12 protein-coding genes are annotated in these 16,136 nt (G+C 62.4%); 10 read left to right on the forward strand and 2 right to left on the reverse strand.

Annotated elements, in window-relative coordinates; genetic code table 11:
- Positions 1–360: 360 nt before the first annotated feature.
- Both ACIQ2A_RS22135 and ACIQ2A_RS22140 read left to right on the forward strand, forming a co-directional pair.
- Entirely contained in the window at positions 361–534 is a 174-nt protein-coding gene (locus ACIQ2A_RS22135) for a hypothetical protein (protein ID WP_398483426.1), read from the forward strand.
- A 7-nt stretch (positions 535–541) separates the two neighbouring features.
- Positions 542–1,222 carry a Fic family protein gene (locus ACIQ2A_RS22140; RefSeq protein WP_398483428.1) on the forward strand — a complete coding sequence of 227 codons (681 nt, stop codon included), beginning with the start codon at positions 542–544 and terminating at the stop codon, positions 1,220–1,222.
- 39 nt (positions 1,223–1,261) lie between these two features.
- On the opposite strand, the gene ACIQ2A_RS22145 is transcribed toward ACIQ2A_RS22140, so the two are convergent.
- A complete protein-coding gene (locus ACIQ2A_RS22145) occupies positions 1,262–1,627 on the reverse strand; it encodes a hypothetical protein (protein ID WP_398483430.1) in 366 nt (121 codons plus the stop codon).
- A gap of 486 nt (positions 1,628–2,113) precedes the next feature.
- Here ACIQ2A_RS22145 and ACIQ2A_RS22150 point away from each other — a divergent pair, with 486 nt between their 5' ends.
- The 7 genes from ACIQ2A_RS22150 to ACIQ2A_RS22180 all read left to right on the forward strand — a co-directional run bounded on the left by ACIQ2A_RS22150 (position 2,114) and on the right by ACIQ2A_RS22180 (position 13,206).
- A complete protein-coding gene (locus tag ACIQ2A_RS22150) occupies positions 2,114–2,833 on the forward strand; it encodes an outer membrane protein (protein WP_398483432.1) in 720 nt (239 codons plus the stop codon).
- Between the two features lie 325 nt (positions 2,834–3,158).
- Complete coding sequence (locus ACIQ2A_RS22155) at positions 3,159–5,201, forward strand: methyl-accepting chemotaxis protein (RefSeq protein ID WP_398483449.1); 2,043 nt, start codon at positions 3,159–3,161, stop codon at positions 5,199–5,201.
- Between the two features lie 142 nt (positions 5,202–5,343).
- Positions 5,344–6,354, forward strand: a complete 1,011-nt coding sequence (bioB, locus tag ACIQ2A_RS22160) for a biotin synthase BioB (protein ID WP_398483434.1) — start codon at positions 5,344–5,346, stop codon at positions 6,352–6,354.
- A gap of 80 nt (positions 6,355–6,434) precedes the next feature.
- Entirely contained in the window at positions 6,435–7,490 is a 1,056-nt protein-coding gene (locus ACIQ2A_RS22165) for an MBL fold metallo-hydrolase (RefSeq protein ID WP_398483436.1), read from the forward strand.
- A gap of 241 nt (positions 7,491–7,731) precedes the next feature.
- Entirely contained in the window at positions 7,732–8,961 is a 1,230-nt protein-coding gene (gene hemA, locus ACIQ2A_RS22170) for a 5-aminolevulinate synthase (protein WP_398483438.1), read from the forward strand.
- 157 nt (positions 8,962–9,118) lie between these two features.
- Entirely contained in the window at positions 9,119–9,451 is a 333-nt protein-coding gene (locus ACIQ2A_RS22175; protein WP_398483440.1) for a GlpM family protein, read from the forward strand.
- A gap of 236 nt (positions 9,452–9,687) precedes the next feature.
- Positions 9,688–13,206 (forward strand): NahK/ErcS family hybrid sensor histidine kinase/response regulator, encoded by a 3,519-nt coding sequence (locus ACIQ2A_RS22180; RefSeq protein WP_398483443.1) that lies wholly within the window; start codon positions 9,688–9,690, stop codon positions 13,204–13,206.
- Between the two features lie 149 nt (positions 13,207–13,355).
- Here ACIQ2A_RS22180 and ACIQ2A_RS22185 read toward each other — a convergent pair whose 3' ends face one another.
- Positions 13,356–14,027 (reverse strand): response regulator transcription factor, encoded by a 672-nt coding sequence (locus ACIQ2A_RS22185; RefSeq protein ID WP_398483445.1) that lies wholly within the window; start codon positions 14,025–14,027, stop codon positions 13,356–13,358.
- A gap of 378 nt (positions 14,028–14,405) precedes the next feature.
- Here ACIQ2A_RS22185 and ACIQ2A_RS22190 point away from each other — a divergent pair, with 378 nt between their 5' ends.
- On the forward strand, positions 14,406–16,094 hold the full coding sequence (locus ACIQ2A_RS22190; RefSeq protein WP_398483447.1) for an MFS transporter: 1,689 nt from the start codon (positions 14,406–14,408) through the stop codon (positions 16,092–16,094).
- Positions 16,095–16,136: the final 42 nt, after the last annotated feature.

Genomic DNA, 16,136 nt, shown 5'->3' on the forward strand with positions numbered 1-16,136 from the left:
GACCGATTAGCTATTGCAAAGGCGCGGCGGATCGATTGTGTTTCCGTGTATCGCGCTTTGGAGGGGCGGCGCCCTGTCGTCCAAGATCAGCTCTGCCTTAGTCTGCTGATCAGCGGCGCCCCATAGCGATGTCAGAGCGGCGCAGAGAAGCTGGGCACAAGATCCTAAGCTCAAGATCTCCATCACGTTAGTCAGAGTTTTTGGCAGGTTACTCAAGACAGTCTTGCTGTTTTGAAAGCTCGACATCATTACGCATGTCACTTAAACGCCGCACTCAAATAGGATGTGCTTTTACCTGCGATTAGGAACTTTACAGGAACGTGAGCCGTTCCTATGTTCGCTTTTGATGGGAGTGGCTCAATGACTGAGGATCTTAAAGAACTTATTGAGCGCGCTCGCCAAATCGAGATGACGCCAGCTCAGTTGGGCGAACAACGACGCAGCTTCGCGTACGGCAACACCCATATCGAGAACGAGCGCATCACTCGCGAGATGGTTGCTGCACTCGACAAGAAGCTCCATTCGGGCGGATAGCACCAACGTGGCAGATGACCGGCATAGCATTGCCGAGATGGCGCCACTGCTGAGTGATCCGGATGACATTGCGCGACGCGAAGCCGAAAACGGCATCCGCCAATTCGATCTTGCACTGGAGATGATCCGGTCCTTCGTAAAGGAACCGGAGCGTCCTTTCCGGTTGCGGTCGAGCTTAATCCTTAAGCTGCATCAGGCTGCACTGGACGGCATTCATCCCTTGGCAGGAACGTGGCGCAACACCGTCGTGACGATCCATGGCAGCAAACATCAGCCGCCAGAAGCCCCGTTCGTGTCGGAAGAGATCGAGCACCTCTGCGATTACGTGAACGACAATTGGTCAATGAGCGCGGTTCACCTCGCTGCTTACGTTCTTTGGCGGCTTAATTGGATTCACCCATTCGCCGACGGCAACGGCCGCACTGCTCGCGCTGTGTCTTATGTCGTGATGAGCATCAAGCTTGACAGTTTGCTGCCCGGTGCGCCGACTATTCCCGAGCAAATAGCCGGAAACAAGAAGCCATACTATGACGCCCTCGAAGCTGCCGATCAAAGACTTGGCGAGGGCGCAACAGATGTGACGGCGTTAGAAAACATGCTCGATGGGATGCTCGCGAAACAACTCGTCAGCGCGGCGAAGCAGGCAAAGGGCGAAGAGCAAAACCCTTCTAACCGCTCTTATCATTGACCTTCACATTGAAGGAGCATTCCTGTCTGGCAGCACCATTTATTGGCCCGCTTGACTCAGCCGATCCGCACCCGACGCATCCAGCAGATCCAGGGCGCTCCGATCGTCTGCCGCCCGGGCGTCATCGATATAGGCGACCAGCAGGCGATTGATGGCGTTGGTATCCAGCAGGCGAAAATCCGACAGGCGAATCCAGCCGTCGAAAAACCGATCGACATAGCCGACCGGACTATCCCGTTCCTCGACCCAATTCGGGCCGATCAGCCCTGCCGGGTGCGGCTCCCAGTAGCAGAAGATCAGGCCGCCTTGGGTCGTCCGCCCGAGAATGCGCTGGCCATCGCGGGGCGCCTCGGCCATCGGCCGGAGAAACTGGCCATATTCCCTCAAAATCCGCTCGACCTGCATTCAACGCGCTTCCATTTGCGGAGAGGCGCCGAAGGGCACCGCGTAGTGAGGGTAATGGGGACCATTGAACTTGGTTTCGGGCAAGGGCCGCGACGCAAGCGCTCGTGATACCACCCGCCGCGTAGCGATTCCCGCCATCACAGCAACCAATGGTATTCGAAAACCAACGCCGGACCATGCCGAAAGGTTTGGCAAGCGCGAACGGCAATCACGTCGATCACAACAAATCTATCTAGAGATAAACCAAATTATTACGGGTTGACCCATCAACCTCCAAAAGCGCCATAACCCACTGAAAATTAACGCCTCTTTCAGTTTTAATTAATTTGTCGCTAAGCATGATTTTGCGGTGCGTCTCAGCTGGTCGGGTTGTAGGCAGCTGTGGCGAATGGGTGACAGCAATTTGCGCAAAACCTGTCTATCTCGACGCCATAGGACGGAGCCCAAGCGTGCCCCGGTCTAAATCGGTTTTCTGGAGAAGAAAAAATGAAGAAGTTCCTGCTGGGCACCGCTGCCCTCCTCGCGATGGGCGCCTCGGCTTCGGCCGCTGACCTCGCCGCTCGTCCCTACACCAAGGCTCCGGCTTACGTCGCTGCCCCGATCTATAACTGGACCGGCTTCTACATCGGCGGTCACGTCGGTGGCGCCTTCAACGGCAACAGCGGCTTCGGCGGCACCACCGACAATTCGGATGGTCGCTTCCTCGGCGGCGTGCAGGCTGGCGCTGACTACCAGTTCGCTCCGAACTGGGTGATCGGTGTTGAAGGCCAGTACAGCTGGGTTGGTTCGAACAACACCAACGTCGTGTTCGGCACCACTGGCTACGGCTACAACCTGAACCAGAAGGGTCTCGCCTCGGTTACCGGCCGTCTCGGCTACACCTGGGGTCCGGCACTGCTCTACGTGAAGGGTGGTTGGGCCTATCAGGACGCGACCGAAACCCTGTTCGTGACGGCTCCGGCTGCTAACGTCGGCTTCGCCACCACCACCAAGGACAACGGCTACACCGTCGGTGCCGGCCTCGAATACCTGTTCACCCAGAACTGGTCGGGCAAGATCGAGTACCAGTACTACGATTTCGGCAGCACCACGATCACCACTCCGGCTCTGACCGCCTTCGGTTCGTCCAAGAACGATCAGCACGTCGTCAAGGCTGGCCTGAACTACCGTTTCAACTGGGGTGGCCCGGTTGTCGCGAAGTACTGAGATCCGCGCCTGATTTCAGGCACGTGACTTACGGAAAGGCCGGCGGAAACGCTGGCCTTTTTGTTTTGCGCCTCTGTCAGGGCACAGCTCCGATCTTTACGCTTCGGTAACCGCGCAAGCCCCGCGACAGCCTCCGATTGCGCATTTACCCGAATGTTAACTCGGTACCGACATACTCTCGGCGCGACCCGCACGACATCACCGCGGGCGTGGGGGAGTCATCAAAGTGAAGTCGGTTTCTGGAAAGCTCGCGCGCATCCGCATCTCGCGCCCACGGTTTGGCATTCGCGGCAGCCTGTTTGCCGCCTTCGCTGTGATTGCCGGCATGGCGATCCTGATCAGCGCCGGCGCCGGCGCCATTCTCGGCCAGCTCGGCCAGATGATGACCGAGCTCAACGGCCGCGACATTCCGAAACTCACCGCCAGCCTCGAACTCGCCACTGCCAGCGAAAGCCTCGCCAGCCAGGGCCCGATGCTGCTCGCGTCCTCGACCGCCGAGATTCTGAAAGAGCGCTCGCAGCGCATGAGCGCCACCCACAAGGTCGCCACCGAAAAGCTCGATAGCATCGCCAAGCTCGGTGCCGACATGGCCGTGGTCGCGTCCCTCGCCGATTCCGTGAAGAATATCGGGGACACGATCCGCAGCCTCGGCGCCGCCACGCAGGAAAAGATCGACGCGGCCGTCCAGCACGAGAAGCTCTACAATGCGGTGCGTACCGCGGCGGATAATTTCGTGAAGAAGGCGGCCCCGTCGATTGTCGATGCCCAGGCCGGGATGGATGCAACGCTGCGCGCCGTCGTGTTCTCCGCCGAGGATTCCGGCGAGGCCTCGCGTATCATCGTGCAGATCGGCAATGTCGTCGCCGACACCAACCTGATTTCGTCCGACCTGATGGCAGCACTGTCCGCCGGCACCGGTGAGGCGCTTTCGCCGATCGAGGATAGCTTCAAGACCGCGCAGACGCGGGTGAAAGCCAATCTCGCCGCACTCGATGGCGCCATCAGCAGCATCCCCGATCTCAAGAAGGCTGCCGAGCAGTTGCTCGCCCTCGGCGATGGCAAAGACGGCGTGTTCAAGGTCCGCCAGAAGGAGATCGATACGCTCGAATATGGCGAGCTGATCCTGGATGAGACCCGCAAGCTCAATGTCGGCCTCGGCATGAGCGTCAAGCAGCTGGTCGACAAGGTGCGCGCGGAAACCGACGCATCCACCGCAAAGGCGCAGACCACCATCACACTCTCCACACAGATCATGCTCGCCTTGGGCGCGCTGACCCTGATTGGCTCGGCGCTGTTCGTCTGGCTCTATGTCGGCCGCAGCATCCTGCGCCGCATGGCGCAACTGCAGAAGGCGATGCAGCTGCTCTCCAGCGGCGATCTCGAAACGCAGATGGCCCGCAGCAAGCAGCAGGACGAGATCACCGTCATGGCCGACTCGCTGGAAGTATTCCGCGAGAGCATGATCAATGCGCGCAACATGACCGCCGAGCAGGACCGCGACCGCATCGCCAAGAACGAGCGTGCGGCGCGGGTCGAAGCCCGCATCCACGATTTCGAAGGCAAGGTGCGCAACGCATTGGAGAAGCTGCAAACCGCCGCCAACTCCATGCAGACAACCGCGCAGGACATGTCGTCCACCGCCGATCGTTCGAGCGCGCTGGTCAGCGCCGTCGCGGCAGCCGCGGAAGAAACCTCGGTGAATGTGCAGACCGTCTCCGCCGGCACGGAAGAGCTGACCTCGTCGATCGCCGAAATCAGCCGCCAGGTCGTGACCTCGTCGCAGATCGCCGCCAAGGCGGTCAGCGAGGCCGGCGAGACCGACGCGACCATGCAGGGCCTCGCCGAAAGCGCAAACCGCATCAGCGTCGTCATCGACCTGATCCAGACCATCGCCTCGCAGACCAACCTGCTCGCACTCAACGCCACCATCGAGGCCGCACGTGCCGGCGATGCCGGCCGCGGCTTTGCGGTGGTCGCATCGGAGGTGAAGAGCCTCGCCGATCAGACCGCGAAGGCGACAGATGAAATTCGCACGCAGATCGTCGCCATGCAGCAAGTGACGTCTACGGCGGTCGGCGCGATCAGAAATATCGGCCAGACCATCACCGAGATCAACGAAGTCAGCACGGCGATCGCCACCGCTGTCGAGCAGCAAGGCGCCGCAACACGCGAGATCGCGCGAAATATCCAGCATGCCGCTGGCGGCACCAGCGAAGTGTCGAGCAATATCGTCGGCGTCAGCGATGCGTCGTCGCAAGCCGGCGTTGCAGCGACTGACGTGCTCGGTGCCTCCGGCGAATTGCGACGCGAGGCCGACATCCTGCGCGGCGAGATCGACGAATTCCTCACCAGCATCCGCGCCGCATAACGCATGTGTGATGCGTGACGCACGCAAGACGGGCGCAGCACATGGCTGCGCTCGCCCCGCGTCCTTGCACTCGCCATAAAAATCGTGGACTCCTCCCAACGTAGCCCATGCGTTTTGGGCTGCGCAAGTTGCGAGGACTGCCATGACTCCTTCCGTCACATCGATCCATCAGCCGCGCCATGACTGGCAGCGCGCGGAGGCCGACGCGCTCTATGCGCTGCCGTTCTCGGACCTGATCTTCCAGGCGCAGAGCGTTCATCGCAGCAATTTCGATCCCAATCATATCGAGACCGCGAGCCTGCTTTCGATCAAGACCGGCGGCTGCGCGGAAGATTGCGGCTACTGTTCGCAAAGCGCGCATTACGATACAGGCCTCAAGGCCACCAAGCTGATGGAGCAGGACGCCGTGGTCGCCACCGCGCAGCGCGCGAAGGACGCCGGCGCCAGCCGCTTCTGCATGGCGACCGCATGGCGCAATCCGAAGGACAAGGACCTCGATCGCGTCTGCGACATGGTGAGCGCGGTGAAGGGCCTCGGCATGGAGACATGCGCGACGCTCGGCATGCTCACCGACGATCAGGCGAAGCGCCTGCACGCCGCCGGACTCGATTTCTACAATCACAATGTGGACACCTCGCCGGAATTCTACGGCAAGATCATCACCACGCGCACGATGCAGGATCGCATCGACACGCTGTCGCGCGCCCATGATGCCGGCCTCAAGACCTGCTGCGGCGGCATCATCGGCATGGGCGAACAGGTCGAGGATCGTCTCGGCATGCTGCTGCTGCTCGCCAACATGCCGCATCATCCGGACTCGGTGCCGATCAATATGTGGAATGAAGTGAAGGGCGTGCCGGTCAACGACACGGCCGAGCGCCCGGATCCGATTGCGCTGGTCCGCATGATCGCCGTGGCGCGGATCATGATGCCGAAGAGCGTGGTCCGGCTTTCCGCCGGGCGGCAATATATGACCGACGAGCTGCAGGCTTTGTGCTTCCTCGCCGGTGCCAACTCCATCTTCATCGGCGACGTCCTGCTGACGACGAAGAATCCGCAGACCGACCGCGATGCCGAACTGCTCGGCCGGCTCGGCATGACCTCGGGCCTTCCGGCTGCGGACGTCGCTCCCGCCATGCGCGCGACGGCATGACCCATGCCCTGCGCCATGCCTAAACGGGCTGGCGCAGGGGTCCTTCGCCCGCTAATCCGGTTGCAAAGGACAAAAAGACGATGACAGACGCCAGCACGAAGCCAGCCGATCCGCTGAATTATCCCATCGAGAGCCACCCGGGCCCCGATCAGGTGGTGGACATCGCCCCCGGCATCAAATGGCTGCGGCTCGACCTTCCCTTCCGTCTGAACCACGTCAACATCTACCTGCTGGAAGACGGCGACGGCTGGGCCATGGTGGATACCGGCTTCGGCAATGACGCCACCATCGCAGCCTGGACCAAACTGTTCGACGGCCCGCTCAAGGGCATCCATATCAGCAAGGTGATCATCACCCATGCGCATCCCGATCATGTCGGCCAGGCCGGCTGGATCGTGCAGCGCTTCGGCTGTCCGTTCTACATTTCGCAGATCGAATATCTGCAGGGCGTCTATCACCAGAACCGCCGCACCGAAGAGCGCCTGGTGAATATGCGCCAGTTCTTCCTGCGCCACGGCATGGACGCCGACATCACCGAGCAATTACTCGGCCGCGGCCAGGACTATCTGAAGAAGACCGTGCCGCTGCCCGCCGCCTATCGCCGGCTCAGCCATGGCAAGACGATCGCCATCGGCAAGCGCAATTTCCAGATCATCACCGGTGCCGGCCATTCGCCCGATCAGGTCACGCTCTACTGCGCCGCCGACAAGATCTATCTCTCCGCCGATCAGGTGTTGAGCAAGATCTCGCCCAATGTCAGCGTCTGGGCCCATGAGCCCGACGAGAATGCGCTCGGCGCCTATTTGACATCGCTCAAGGACATCGGCGCCGCATTGCCCGAGGATGTGCTGGTGCTGCCCGGCCATGGCGTGCCGTTCTACGGCCTCCAGATCCGGATCAAGCAGCTCACCGACCATCACGAGGAGCGCTGCGGCATGATCGCGGATGCCTGTCGCACCGAGGCCAAGACGTCAGCGCAGCTCGTGCCGGTCGTGTTTCACAAGCACAAGCTGGACGCTCACCAGACCGGCTTTGCCGCCGGCGAACTGATCGCCCATGTCAATTACATGCTGGCTGAGGGCCGGCTGAGCCAGGAACTCTGCAGCGACGGCAAGCTGCGGTTTAAAGCGATCTAGTCGACTGTAACTGTCGTCCCCGCGAAGGCGGGGACCCATAGCCTCCGAAGCGGTGGTGAGAAAAGGCAGAGCCAGCCCGGCTGAGCTTTCACCCAATCGACAGCGTGTATGGATACCCGCCTTCGCGGGGATGACGACGCGGCGTAGGCAATTTGCCCAATTGCGCCTCGACAGCCAGACTGGAAAGGCTCTAAAACGCAGACCACGCTGGGTTTCGGGTTCCGTTCTGGGTGTCTTTCCGATGGATTACAGCAAGTTCTTCAGTGACGCGCTCTCCCGCCTTCATGACGAGCGCCGCTACCGTGTTTTCGCCGATCTCGAACGTATCGCCGGCCGGTTCCCGCATGCGGTCTGGCACACGCCGAAAGGCCCGCGCAATGTCGTGATCTGGTGCTCCAACGATTATCTCGGCATGGGTCAGCACCCGAAAGTGGTCGGCGCCATGGTCGAGACCGCGACCCGCGTCGGCACCGGCGCCGGTGGCACCCGCAATATCGCAGGCACCCATCATCCCCTCGTACAGCTCGAGGAAGAACTCGCCGATCTCCACGGCAAGGACGCCGCCCTGCTGTTCACCTCGGGCTATGTCTCGAACCAGACCGGCATCTCGACGCTCGCCAAACTGATGCCGAACTGCCTGATCATTTCGGATGCGCTCAACCACAATTCGATGATCGAGGGCATCCGCCAGTCCGGCTGCGAGCGCGTCGTGTTCCGCCACAACGATGTCGCACATCTCGAGGAGCTGCTGAAGGCCGCCGATCCCGCGCGGCCAAAGCTGATCGCCTGCGAGAGCCTGTATTCGATGGATGGCGACGTGGCGCCGTTGTCCGTGATCTGCGATCTCGCCGAAAAATACAACGCCATGACCTATGTGGACGAGGTCCATGCGGTCGGCATGTATGGCCCGCGCGGCGGCGGCATTGCCGAGCGTGATGGCGTCATGCACCGCATCGACGTGCTCGAAGGCACCCTCGCCAAGGCCTATGGCTGCCTCGGCGGCTATATCGCTGCCAGCAAGGACATCGTGGACGCCGTGCGCTCCTATGCGCCGGGCTTCATCTTCACCACGGCATTGCCGCCGGCGATCTGCTCGGCCGCAACCGCTGCCATCAAGCATCTGAAGTCCTCGACCTGGGAGCGCGAACGCCATCAGGACCGCGCTGCGCGGTTAAAGGCCGTGCTCACCTCGGCCGGCATCCCGGTGATGTCCACCGACACCCATATTGTCCCGGTCTTTGTCGGCGATGCCGAGCTGTGCAAGAAGGCCAGCGACCTGCTGCTGGAAGATCACGGCATCTATATCCAGCCGATCAACTATCCCACCGTGGCCAAGGGCGAAGAGCGCCTGCGCATCACGCCGTCGCCCTATCATGACGACGTGCTGATCGATCACCTCGCCGAAGCACTGCTGCAGGTGTGGGACGAACTCGGCATGCCACTGCGCGCGAAGGCGATGGCGGCGGAGTAAGCTCTGCCCTCATGGTGAGGAGCGGCCGAAGGCCGCGTCTCCAACCATGAGCTGGCCTGGCTCCGAGCCCGCGGCCATCCTTCGAGACGCGCGCGTTGCGCGCTCCTCAGGATGAGGGTTAGAGATAGCTGCAGCTCACGCAAAGGACACCCTCCCCTTGGACATCATCTGGAAAGGCATTCTCGGCGGCCTGCTCACCGCGCTGATCGCCTTCCTGTCCAAGCGCGGCAACACGCTGCCGGGCATCCTGCCGCTGTTTCCGACCTTCGCGATCATCGCTTTGGCCATCGTCGGTGCCAAAGGCGAGACATCCGGCTTTCGCGAGGCGCTGCTCGCCGGTGCCAAGACGATCCCCGCCTATCTGGCCTTTCTCGGCGCCTGCTACCTCGCCATCGGCGTGATGGATTACCGGCTGGCCATCGCCACCGGAATAGCCGCCTGGCTGGTGGTGATCCTGATCAGCTTTTACGGCTTGCGCGCGATTTCGTAACGCGTACTCCGCCCCTCAACGCGTACTCCGCCCCTCATGGTGAGGAGGCGCGAAGCGCCGTCTCGAACCATGAGCTGGCCTGGCTCTCGAGACCGCGGCCATCCTTCGAGACGCCGCTAAGCGGCTCCTCAGGGTGAGGGACTGAGAATTACAGCCGCCCATAAACCCTCCCGCCAGATCCCTGTCGCCCCCCCGCCCGCAACGCGCTAGTTTGCTGCTCCTACGGAGCTTTGCACATGCTGCACGACTGGGGCGTGATCGTTGCCGCCCTCCTCTATATCGGCTTTCTGTTCTGCGTCGCCTCCTATGGCGACCGGCTCGGCCTGTTCCAGCGCGGCATGGCCGGCAAGCTGATCTATCCGCTGTCGCTGGCGATCTACTGCACGTCCTGGACCTTCTTCGGCTCGGTCGGCGTCGCCAGCCGCACCAGCGTGGATTTCCTTGCCATCTATATCGGCCCGATCCTGCTGTTCGTGTTCGGCGCGCCACTGCTGCGCCGGGTGATCAGTCTCGCGAAATCACAGAACATCACCTCGATCGCGGACTTCATCGCTGCCCGCTACGGCAAGAGCCAGGCCGTCGCCGCCACCGTGGCCGTGATCGCCATCATCGGCTCGGTGCCTTACATCGCGCTCCAGCTCAAAGCCGTCGCCTCCTCGCTGGAAACCATTCTGGGCGATGACAAGGCGATCGCCGGCGTGCCCATTGTCGGCGACATGGCGCTCGTCGTGACCCTCGCGATGGCGGTGTTCGCCGTGCTGTTCGGCACCCGCCAGGCCAACGCCACTGAACATCAGCATGGATTGATGCTCGCGGTCGCCACCGAATCCATCATCAAGCTCGTGGTCTTCATCACCGCCGGCGCCTTCGTCACCTTCGTGATGTTCTCGCCATCCGAGCTCTATGAGCGCGCGATGAAGACGCCGGAGGCGCTGCGCGCCATCGATTATGCGCCGTCGATCGGCAATTTCCTCACCATGGTGCTGCTGTCCTTCTGCGCCATCATGCTGCTGCCGCGCCAGTTTCATGTCAGCGTGGTGGAGAATGCCGGCGATGCCGGCGTCGCCCGCGCGCGCTGGATGTTTCCCGCCTATCTCATCGCCATCAACCTGTTCGTGATCCCGATCGCGCTCGCGGGTCTCGTCACCTTCCCGTTCGGCGCTGTCGACAGCGACATGTATGTGCTGGCGTTGCCGATCGAGGCCGGCTCCCATGCGCTCAGCATGGCGGTCTTCATCGGCGGCCTCTCAGCTGCCACCGCCATGGTGATCGTCGAATGCGTGGCGCTCGCCATCATGGTGTCCAACGACATCCTGTTGCCGCTCGCCCTGCGCCGCCGCGGCATGCCGCCGAATGGCGAAACCGACTACGGCAACTTCCTGCTTAAGGCCCGCCGCTTCTCCATCTTCGCCATCATGGTGATGGCCTATTTCTATTTCCGGGCGCTCGGCAATACCCAGCTCGCCGCCATCGGCCTGCTGTCCTTCGCCGCCATCGCGCAATTCGCGCCGGCCTTCTTCGGCGGCCTGATCTGGCGTCGCGCTACCGCCCGCGGCGCCATGGGCGGCATGGTGGTCGGCTTCATCGTCTGGGCCTATACGCTGTTCATCCCGAGCTTCCTCGACACCACAACGGCCGGCGTATTGTTCCTGCAGCATGGCCCGTTCGGCATCGAAGCCCTGCGTCCGCAGGACCTGTTCGGCTCCAGCCTGCCGCCGCTGCTGCACGGCACGCTGTGGAGCCTGTCGCTCAACATCATCACCTACATCGTGCTGTCGCTGATGCGCGCGCCGTCCTCCATCGAGCGCCTGCAGGCCGATACATTCGTGCCGAACACACTGACGCCGATCACCCCATCCTTCCGGCGCTGGCGCACCACGGTGACGGTGCAGGACATCCTCAACACGGTGACGCAATATATCGGCGAGGCCCGCACCCGTGAGAGTTTCGATGCCTTTGCCATGCGCCGCCGCGTCGATCTCGACCCCACCGCGCCTGCGGATTTCGAAACGCTCAAGCACGCCGAATATCTGATCGCATCCTCCATCGGCGCGGCATCGTCGCGCGTGGTGATGTCGCTGCTGCTGCGCAAGCGGACCGTATCCGCCAAAGCGGCGCTCAAGCTGCTCGACGATTCCCACGCCGCTTTGCACTTCAATCGTGAAGTGCTGCAGACCGCGCTCAATCACGTGCGCCAGGGCATCGTCGTCTTCAATCCCGATCTGCAGCTGATCGTCTCCAACCAGCATTTTGGCGAATTGCTGGGATTGCCGCCGCAGATCGTGCAGATCGGCATTCCGCTGCGGGAGATCCTCGAATTCATCGACATTCACAGCGCGCCGCCCTCCGGCGACTATGACACAAGGCTGAAGACACGCCTCAAGGCCTACACCACTGTGGGCACGCCCTATCTCGAACGCTTGAAGGACCGCCACCTCGTCATCGAAGTCCGCGCCAACAAGATGCCCGATGGCGGGCTGGTGCTCACTTTCACCGACGTGACGCCGAGCTTCGAGGCGGCGGAAGCGCTGGAGCGCGCCAATGCCACGCTGGAAAAGCGCGTGCGCGAACGCACCGAGGAACTGACGCGGCTGAACAGCGAACTCGCGCGCGCCAAGAGCACGGCGGAAGACGCCAACATCTCCAAGACGCGCTTTCTGGCTGCCGCCGGCCACGATATTTTGCAGCCGCTGAACGCGGCACGGCTCTATGTCACCAGCCTCGTCGAGCGCAAAGGCGGCGGCGAGGATGCGCGACTGGTCGAGAACATCGATGAATCGCTGGAAGCCATCGAGGAAATCCTCGGCGCGCTGCTCGATATCTCGCGGCTCGATGCCGGCGCGATGACGCCGGCCATCTCGGGCTTCCGCATCGGCGACCTGATGCGCTCGCTGGAAATCGAATATGCGCCGATCGCGCAAGCGAAGGGCATCGAACTCAAATTCGTGCCGTGCTCGCTGCCGGTGGAATCCGATCGCCTGCTGCTGCGTCGCCTGCTGCAAAACCTGATTTCCAACGCCATCAAATACACGCCGAAGGGCCGCGTGCTGGTCGGCTGTCATCGCCGCGGCACGGCACTGCGGATCGGCATCTATGACACCGGCGTCGGCATTCCGATCCTCAAGCGCGGCGAGATCTTCAAGGAATTCCACCGCCTCGAACAGGGCGCCCGCATCGCCCGCGGCCTTGGGCTCGGCCTGTCGATCGTGAAGCGTCTGGCGCATGTGCTCAATCACGGCATCGCGCTGGATTCCAATCGCGGCGGCGGCTCGTTCTTCTCGGTGACGGTGCCGGTGGCACAGGCGATCAACCACACCGCCGTCGTCACCAGTGCGACGCCGCTGTCGAAGCAGCCGATGTCGGGCACACTGATCGTCTGCATCGAAAACGATCCGGCGATTCTCGACGGCATGAAGACGCTGCTGCAGGCCTGGGGATCGGATGTCATCGCGGTGCCTGATCCCGAAGCCGCGATGGAGGCGATTGCCGAGATCCAGGCGTCGGGCCGCCGCCTTACCGGCATTCTCGTCGATTATCACCTCGACCGCGGCAACGGCATCGCCGCCATCCGCGCGATCCGAGGCAGATTCGGCAAGGACATCCCGGCGATCCTGATCACGGCCGATCGCAGCCCGCATGTGCGCTCGGCGGCGCGGCAGGATCGCATCGCCGTGCAGAACAAGCCGGTGAAACCGGCGAGCTTGCGCGCATTGTTGGGACAGTGGCGGAGCCAGCAGATGGTGGCGGCGGAGTAGCGTTGCCTCACACACCGTTGCCTCACACACCGTTGTCATCGCCCGGCTCGACCGGGCGATCCAGTAGACACTGGCATTCGTGATAGAGCGGAGAAGTCGCCGGATACTGGGTCACCCGGTCAAGCCGGGTGACGACAGGCGAGCGACGTCTACGACGCCGCGTCCTGCTTCCACGGCCCGCCGGCGATCTTCGCTGCGGCGATCACGGCCTGCGTGCGGCTCTCCACACCCAGCTTCTGCAGGATCGCCGACACATGCGCCTTGATGGTCGCTTCCGACACACCGAGCTCATAGGCGATCTGCTTGTTGAGCAGACCTTCCGACAGCATCATCAGCACCCGCACCTGCTGCGGCGTCAGCGTCACCAGGCGGTCGCGCAGCTTGCTCATTTCCGGATCGGCTGCCGCGGTCATGTCCACATCCGGTGGAACCCAGACATCGCCGTCCAGCACCTTCATGATGGCATCGCGCAGCGTATCGACACCGAAGCGCTTCGGGATGAAACCCGATGCGCCGAAGTCGAGCGACTGCCGGATGGTGCCGACATCGTCGCTCGCCGATACGATCACCACCGGGATCGCCGGATATTGCGCGCGCAGATAAATCAGGCCCGAGAAGCCCGAGATTCCCGGCATCGACAGATCGAGCAGCACCAGATCGACGTCGGAGTCTTCCTCCAGCATCCTGGTGAGATCGTCGAAAGTTCCCGTCTCCTCGATGGTGGTGGTCGGGAGCACGCTGCTCACCCCCTGCCGCAACGCACCGCGGAACAGCGGATGGTCGTCGGCAATGATCAAACGCGTGGGAGCAAGTACCGTCATCGAGTTCCGTCAGTGCCAGAGGTCGCCTTCTGCGCGGCCACCATGTTGAGCGAGCACGCCAAAAGCGCAGTCGGTTGCAATGTCGCCCGGTCGCACATCCCATGCAAGCACGCAATGCTGCCACGCGGTAAAATGGTGAACAGCGATGCTGCGATGCAACCCAGAGGATCGATGATCGGCGCCGCTTCCAGCGCCGAAAGTCGAAGGCCTAAAGTCGTATTGGGGCACATTTGCACGCGATGTTAGCCTGTGTTCCGAAGCCCGTTACGAGAGAAGTCGGCGTAGTTCGGCGTAACGGGCGAGAGGTCCGGAAGGTCTTTGACCGACAGACCCGCAGCATCAGCTTTGCAGCAACGTATTTTGGGGAGCGATTCACACATGTCCACGATGGCAGCTACATCCGCGAAGTCCGCGGGGATGACGAAGGACGAACGTTTCGTCATCTTCGCCTCCTCGCTCGGCACCGTCTTCGAGTGGTATGACTTCTACCTGTTCGGCTCGCTCGCCGGCGTCATCGGCGCGCAGTTCTTCGGCGTCATCGATCCCGCCACCGGCCAGCCGATGTTCAACCAGGCGACCCGCGACATTTTCGCGCTGCTCGCTTTCGCTGCCGGCTTCATCGTCCGTCCGTTCGGCGCCATCGTGTTCGGCCGCGTCGGCGACATCGTCGGCCGCAAATACACCTTCCTCGTCACCATCCTGATCATGGGCCTGTCGACCTTCATCGTCGGCATCCTGCCCAATGCCGCCACCATCGGCATCGCAGCCCCGATCATCCTGATCATCCTGCGTCTCGCCCAGGGCCTGGCGCTCGGCGGTGAATACGGTGGTGCGGCGACTTACGTGGCGGAGCATTCGCCGCCCGGCAAGCGCGGCTACTACACATCCTTCATTCAGACCACGGCGACGCTCGGCCTCTTCCTCTCCCTGCTGGTGATCCTGTTCACCCGCTCGGCCCTCGGCGAGCCCGAATTCGCGCGCTGGGGCTGGCGTATTCCGTTCCTGGTCTCGGTGGTGCTGCTCGGCGTCTCGGTCTGGATCCGTCTGCGCCTGAACGAGTCCCCCGTCTTCCAGAAAATGAAGGACGAGGGCAAGACCTCGAAGGCGCCGCTCACCGAAGCCTTCGGCAACTGGAGCAACGCCAAGATCGTGCTCATCGCCTTGCTCGGCGGCGTGATGGGCCAGGGCGTGGTCTGGTACACCGGCCAGTTCTACGCACTGTTCTTCATGCAATCGATCCTGAAGGTGGACGGCTACACCGCCAACCTGCTGATCGCCTGGTCGCTGCTGCTCGGCACCGGCTTCTTCATCTTCTGGGGCGCCCTGTCCGACAAGATCGGCCGCAAGCCGATCATCCTGGCAGGCTGCCTGATCGCGGCACTGACCTTCTTCCCGATCTTCCGCATGATCACCACCAACGCCAATCCGACGCTGGAAAAGGCGATCGAGACCGTCAAGGTCGAGGTCGTCGCCGATCCCGCCCAGTGCGGCGATCTGTTCAACCCGGTCGGCACCCGCGTCTTCACCAAGCCTTGCGATACGGCCCGCGCCTATCTCGCCCAGTCGTCGGTGAAGTATTCGACCGCCCCCGGCGCTGCCGGTTCGCCGGTCAAGGTGATGGTCAACGGCAAGGAAACGCCCTACGTGGACGCCAAGACCTCCAACCCGGCCGTTCTCGCCGCGGTTCAGGCGGCTGGCTATCCGAAGGCGGGTGACGCGCAGATCATCAAGATGGCGCATCCGTTCGATATCTTCCGTTCGCAGGTCGCGGCGGTGATCGGACTCCTGTTCGTCCTGGTGCTGTTCGTGACCATGGTCTACGGCCCGATCGCAGCCCTCCTGGTCGAACTGTTCCCGACCAAGATCCGCTACACCTCCATGTCGCTGCCCTATCACATCGGCAATGGCTGGTTCGGCGGTCTGTTGCCGGCAACCTCCTTCGCCATCGTGGCCTCGACCGGCGATATCTATGCCGGCCTCTGGTACCCGATCATCTTCGCAGGCATCACCGTCGTCATCGGCGCGATCTTCCTGCCGGAGACCAAGGACGTCGACATCTCGCGCTAGTCGCGGGCCCGCGAATAACAAAGGCCGCGGAGCAATCCGCGG

This window comes from Tardiphaga sp. (assembly GCF_044336785.1).
GTDB lineage: Bacteria > Pseudomonadota > Alphaproteobacteria > Rhizobiales > Xanthobacteraceae > Tardiphaga.

Coding starts and splice junctions, on each gene's coding strand:
- ACIQ2A_RS22190 (WP_398483447.1), top strand. CDS start 14,406: ATGTCCACGATGGCAGCTACATCCGCGAAGTCCGCGGGGATGACGAAG.
- ACIQ2A_RS22165 (WP_398483436.1), top strand. CDS start 6,435: ATGACAGACGCCAGCACGAAGCCAGCCGATCCGCTGAATTATCCCATC.
- ACIQ2A_RS22185 (WP_398483445.1), bottom strand. CDS start 14,027: ATGACGGTACTTGCTCCCACGCGTTTGATCATTGCCGACGACCATCCG.
- bioB (WP_398483434.1), top strand. CDS start 5,344: ATGACTCCTTCCGTCACATCGATCCATCAGCCGCGCCATGACTGGCAG.
- ACIQ2A_RS22145 (WP_398483430.1), bottom strand. CDS start 1,627: ATGCAGGTCGAGCGGATTTTGAGGGAATATGGCCAGTTTCTCCGGCCG.
- hemA (WP_398483438.1), top strand. CDS start 7,732: ATGGATTACAGCAAGTTCTTCAGTGACGCGCTCTCCCGCCTTCATGAC.
- ACIQ2A_RS22155 (WP_398483449.1), top strand. CDS start 3,159: ATGGCGATCCTGATCAGCGCCGGCGCCGGCGCCATTCTCGGCCAGCTC.
- ACIQ2A_RS22135 (WP_398483426.1), top strand. CDS start 361: ATGACTGAGGATCTTAAAGAACTTATTGAGCGCGCTCGCCAAATCGAG.
- ACIQ2A_RS22150 (WP_398483432.1), top strand. CDS start 2,114: ATGAAGAAGTTCCTGCTGGGCACCGCTGCCCTCCTCGCGATGGGCGCC.
- ACIQ2A_RS22180 (WP_398483443.1), top strand. CDS start 9,688: ATGCTGCACGACTGGGGCGTGATCGTTGCCGCCCTCCTCTATATCGGC.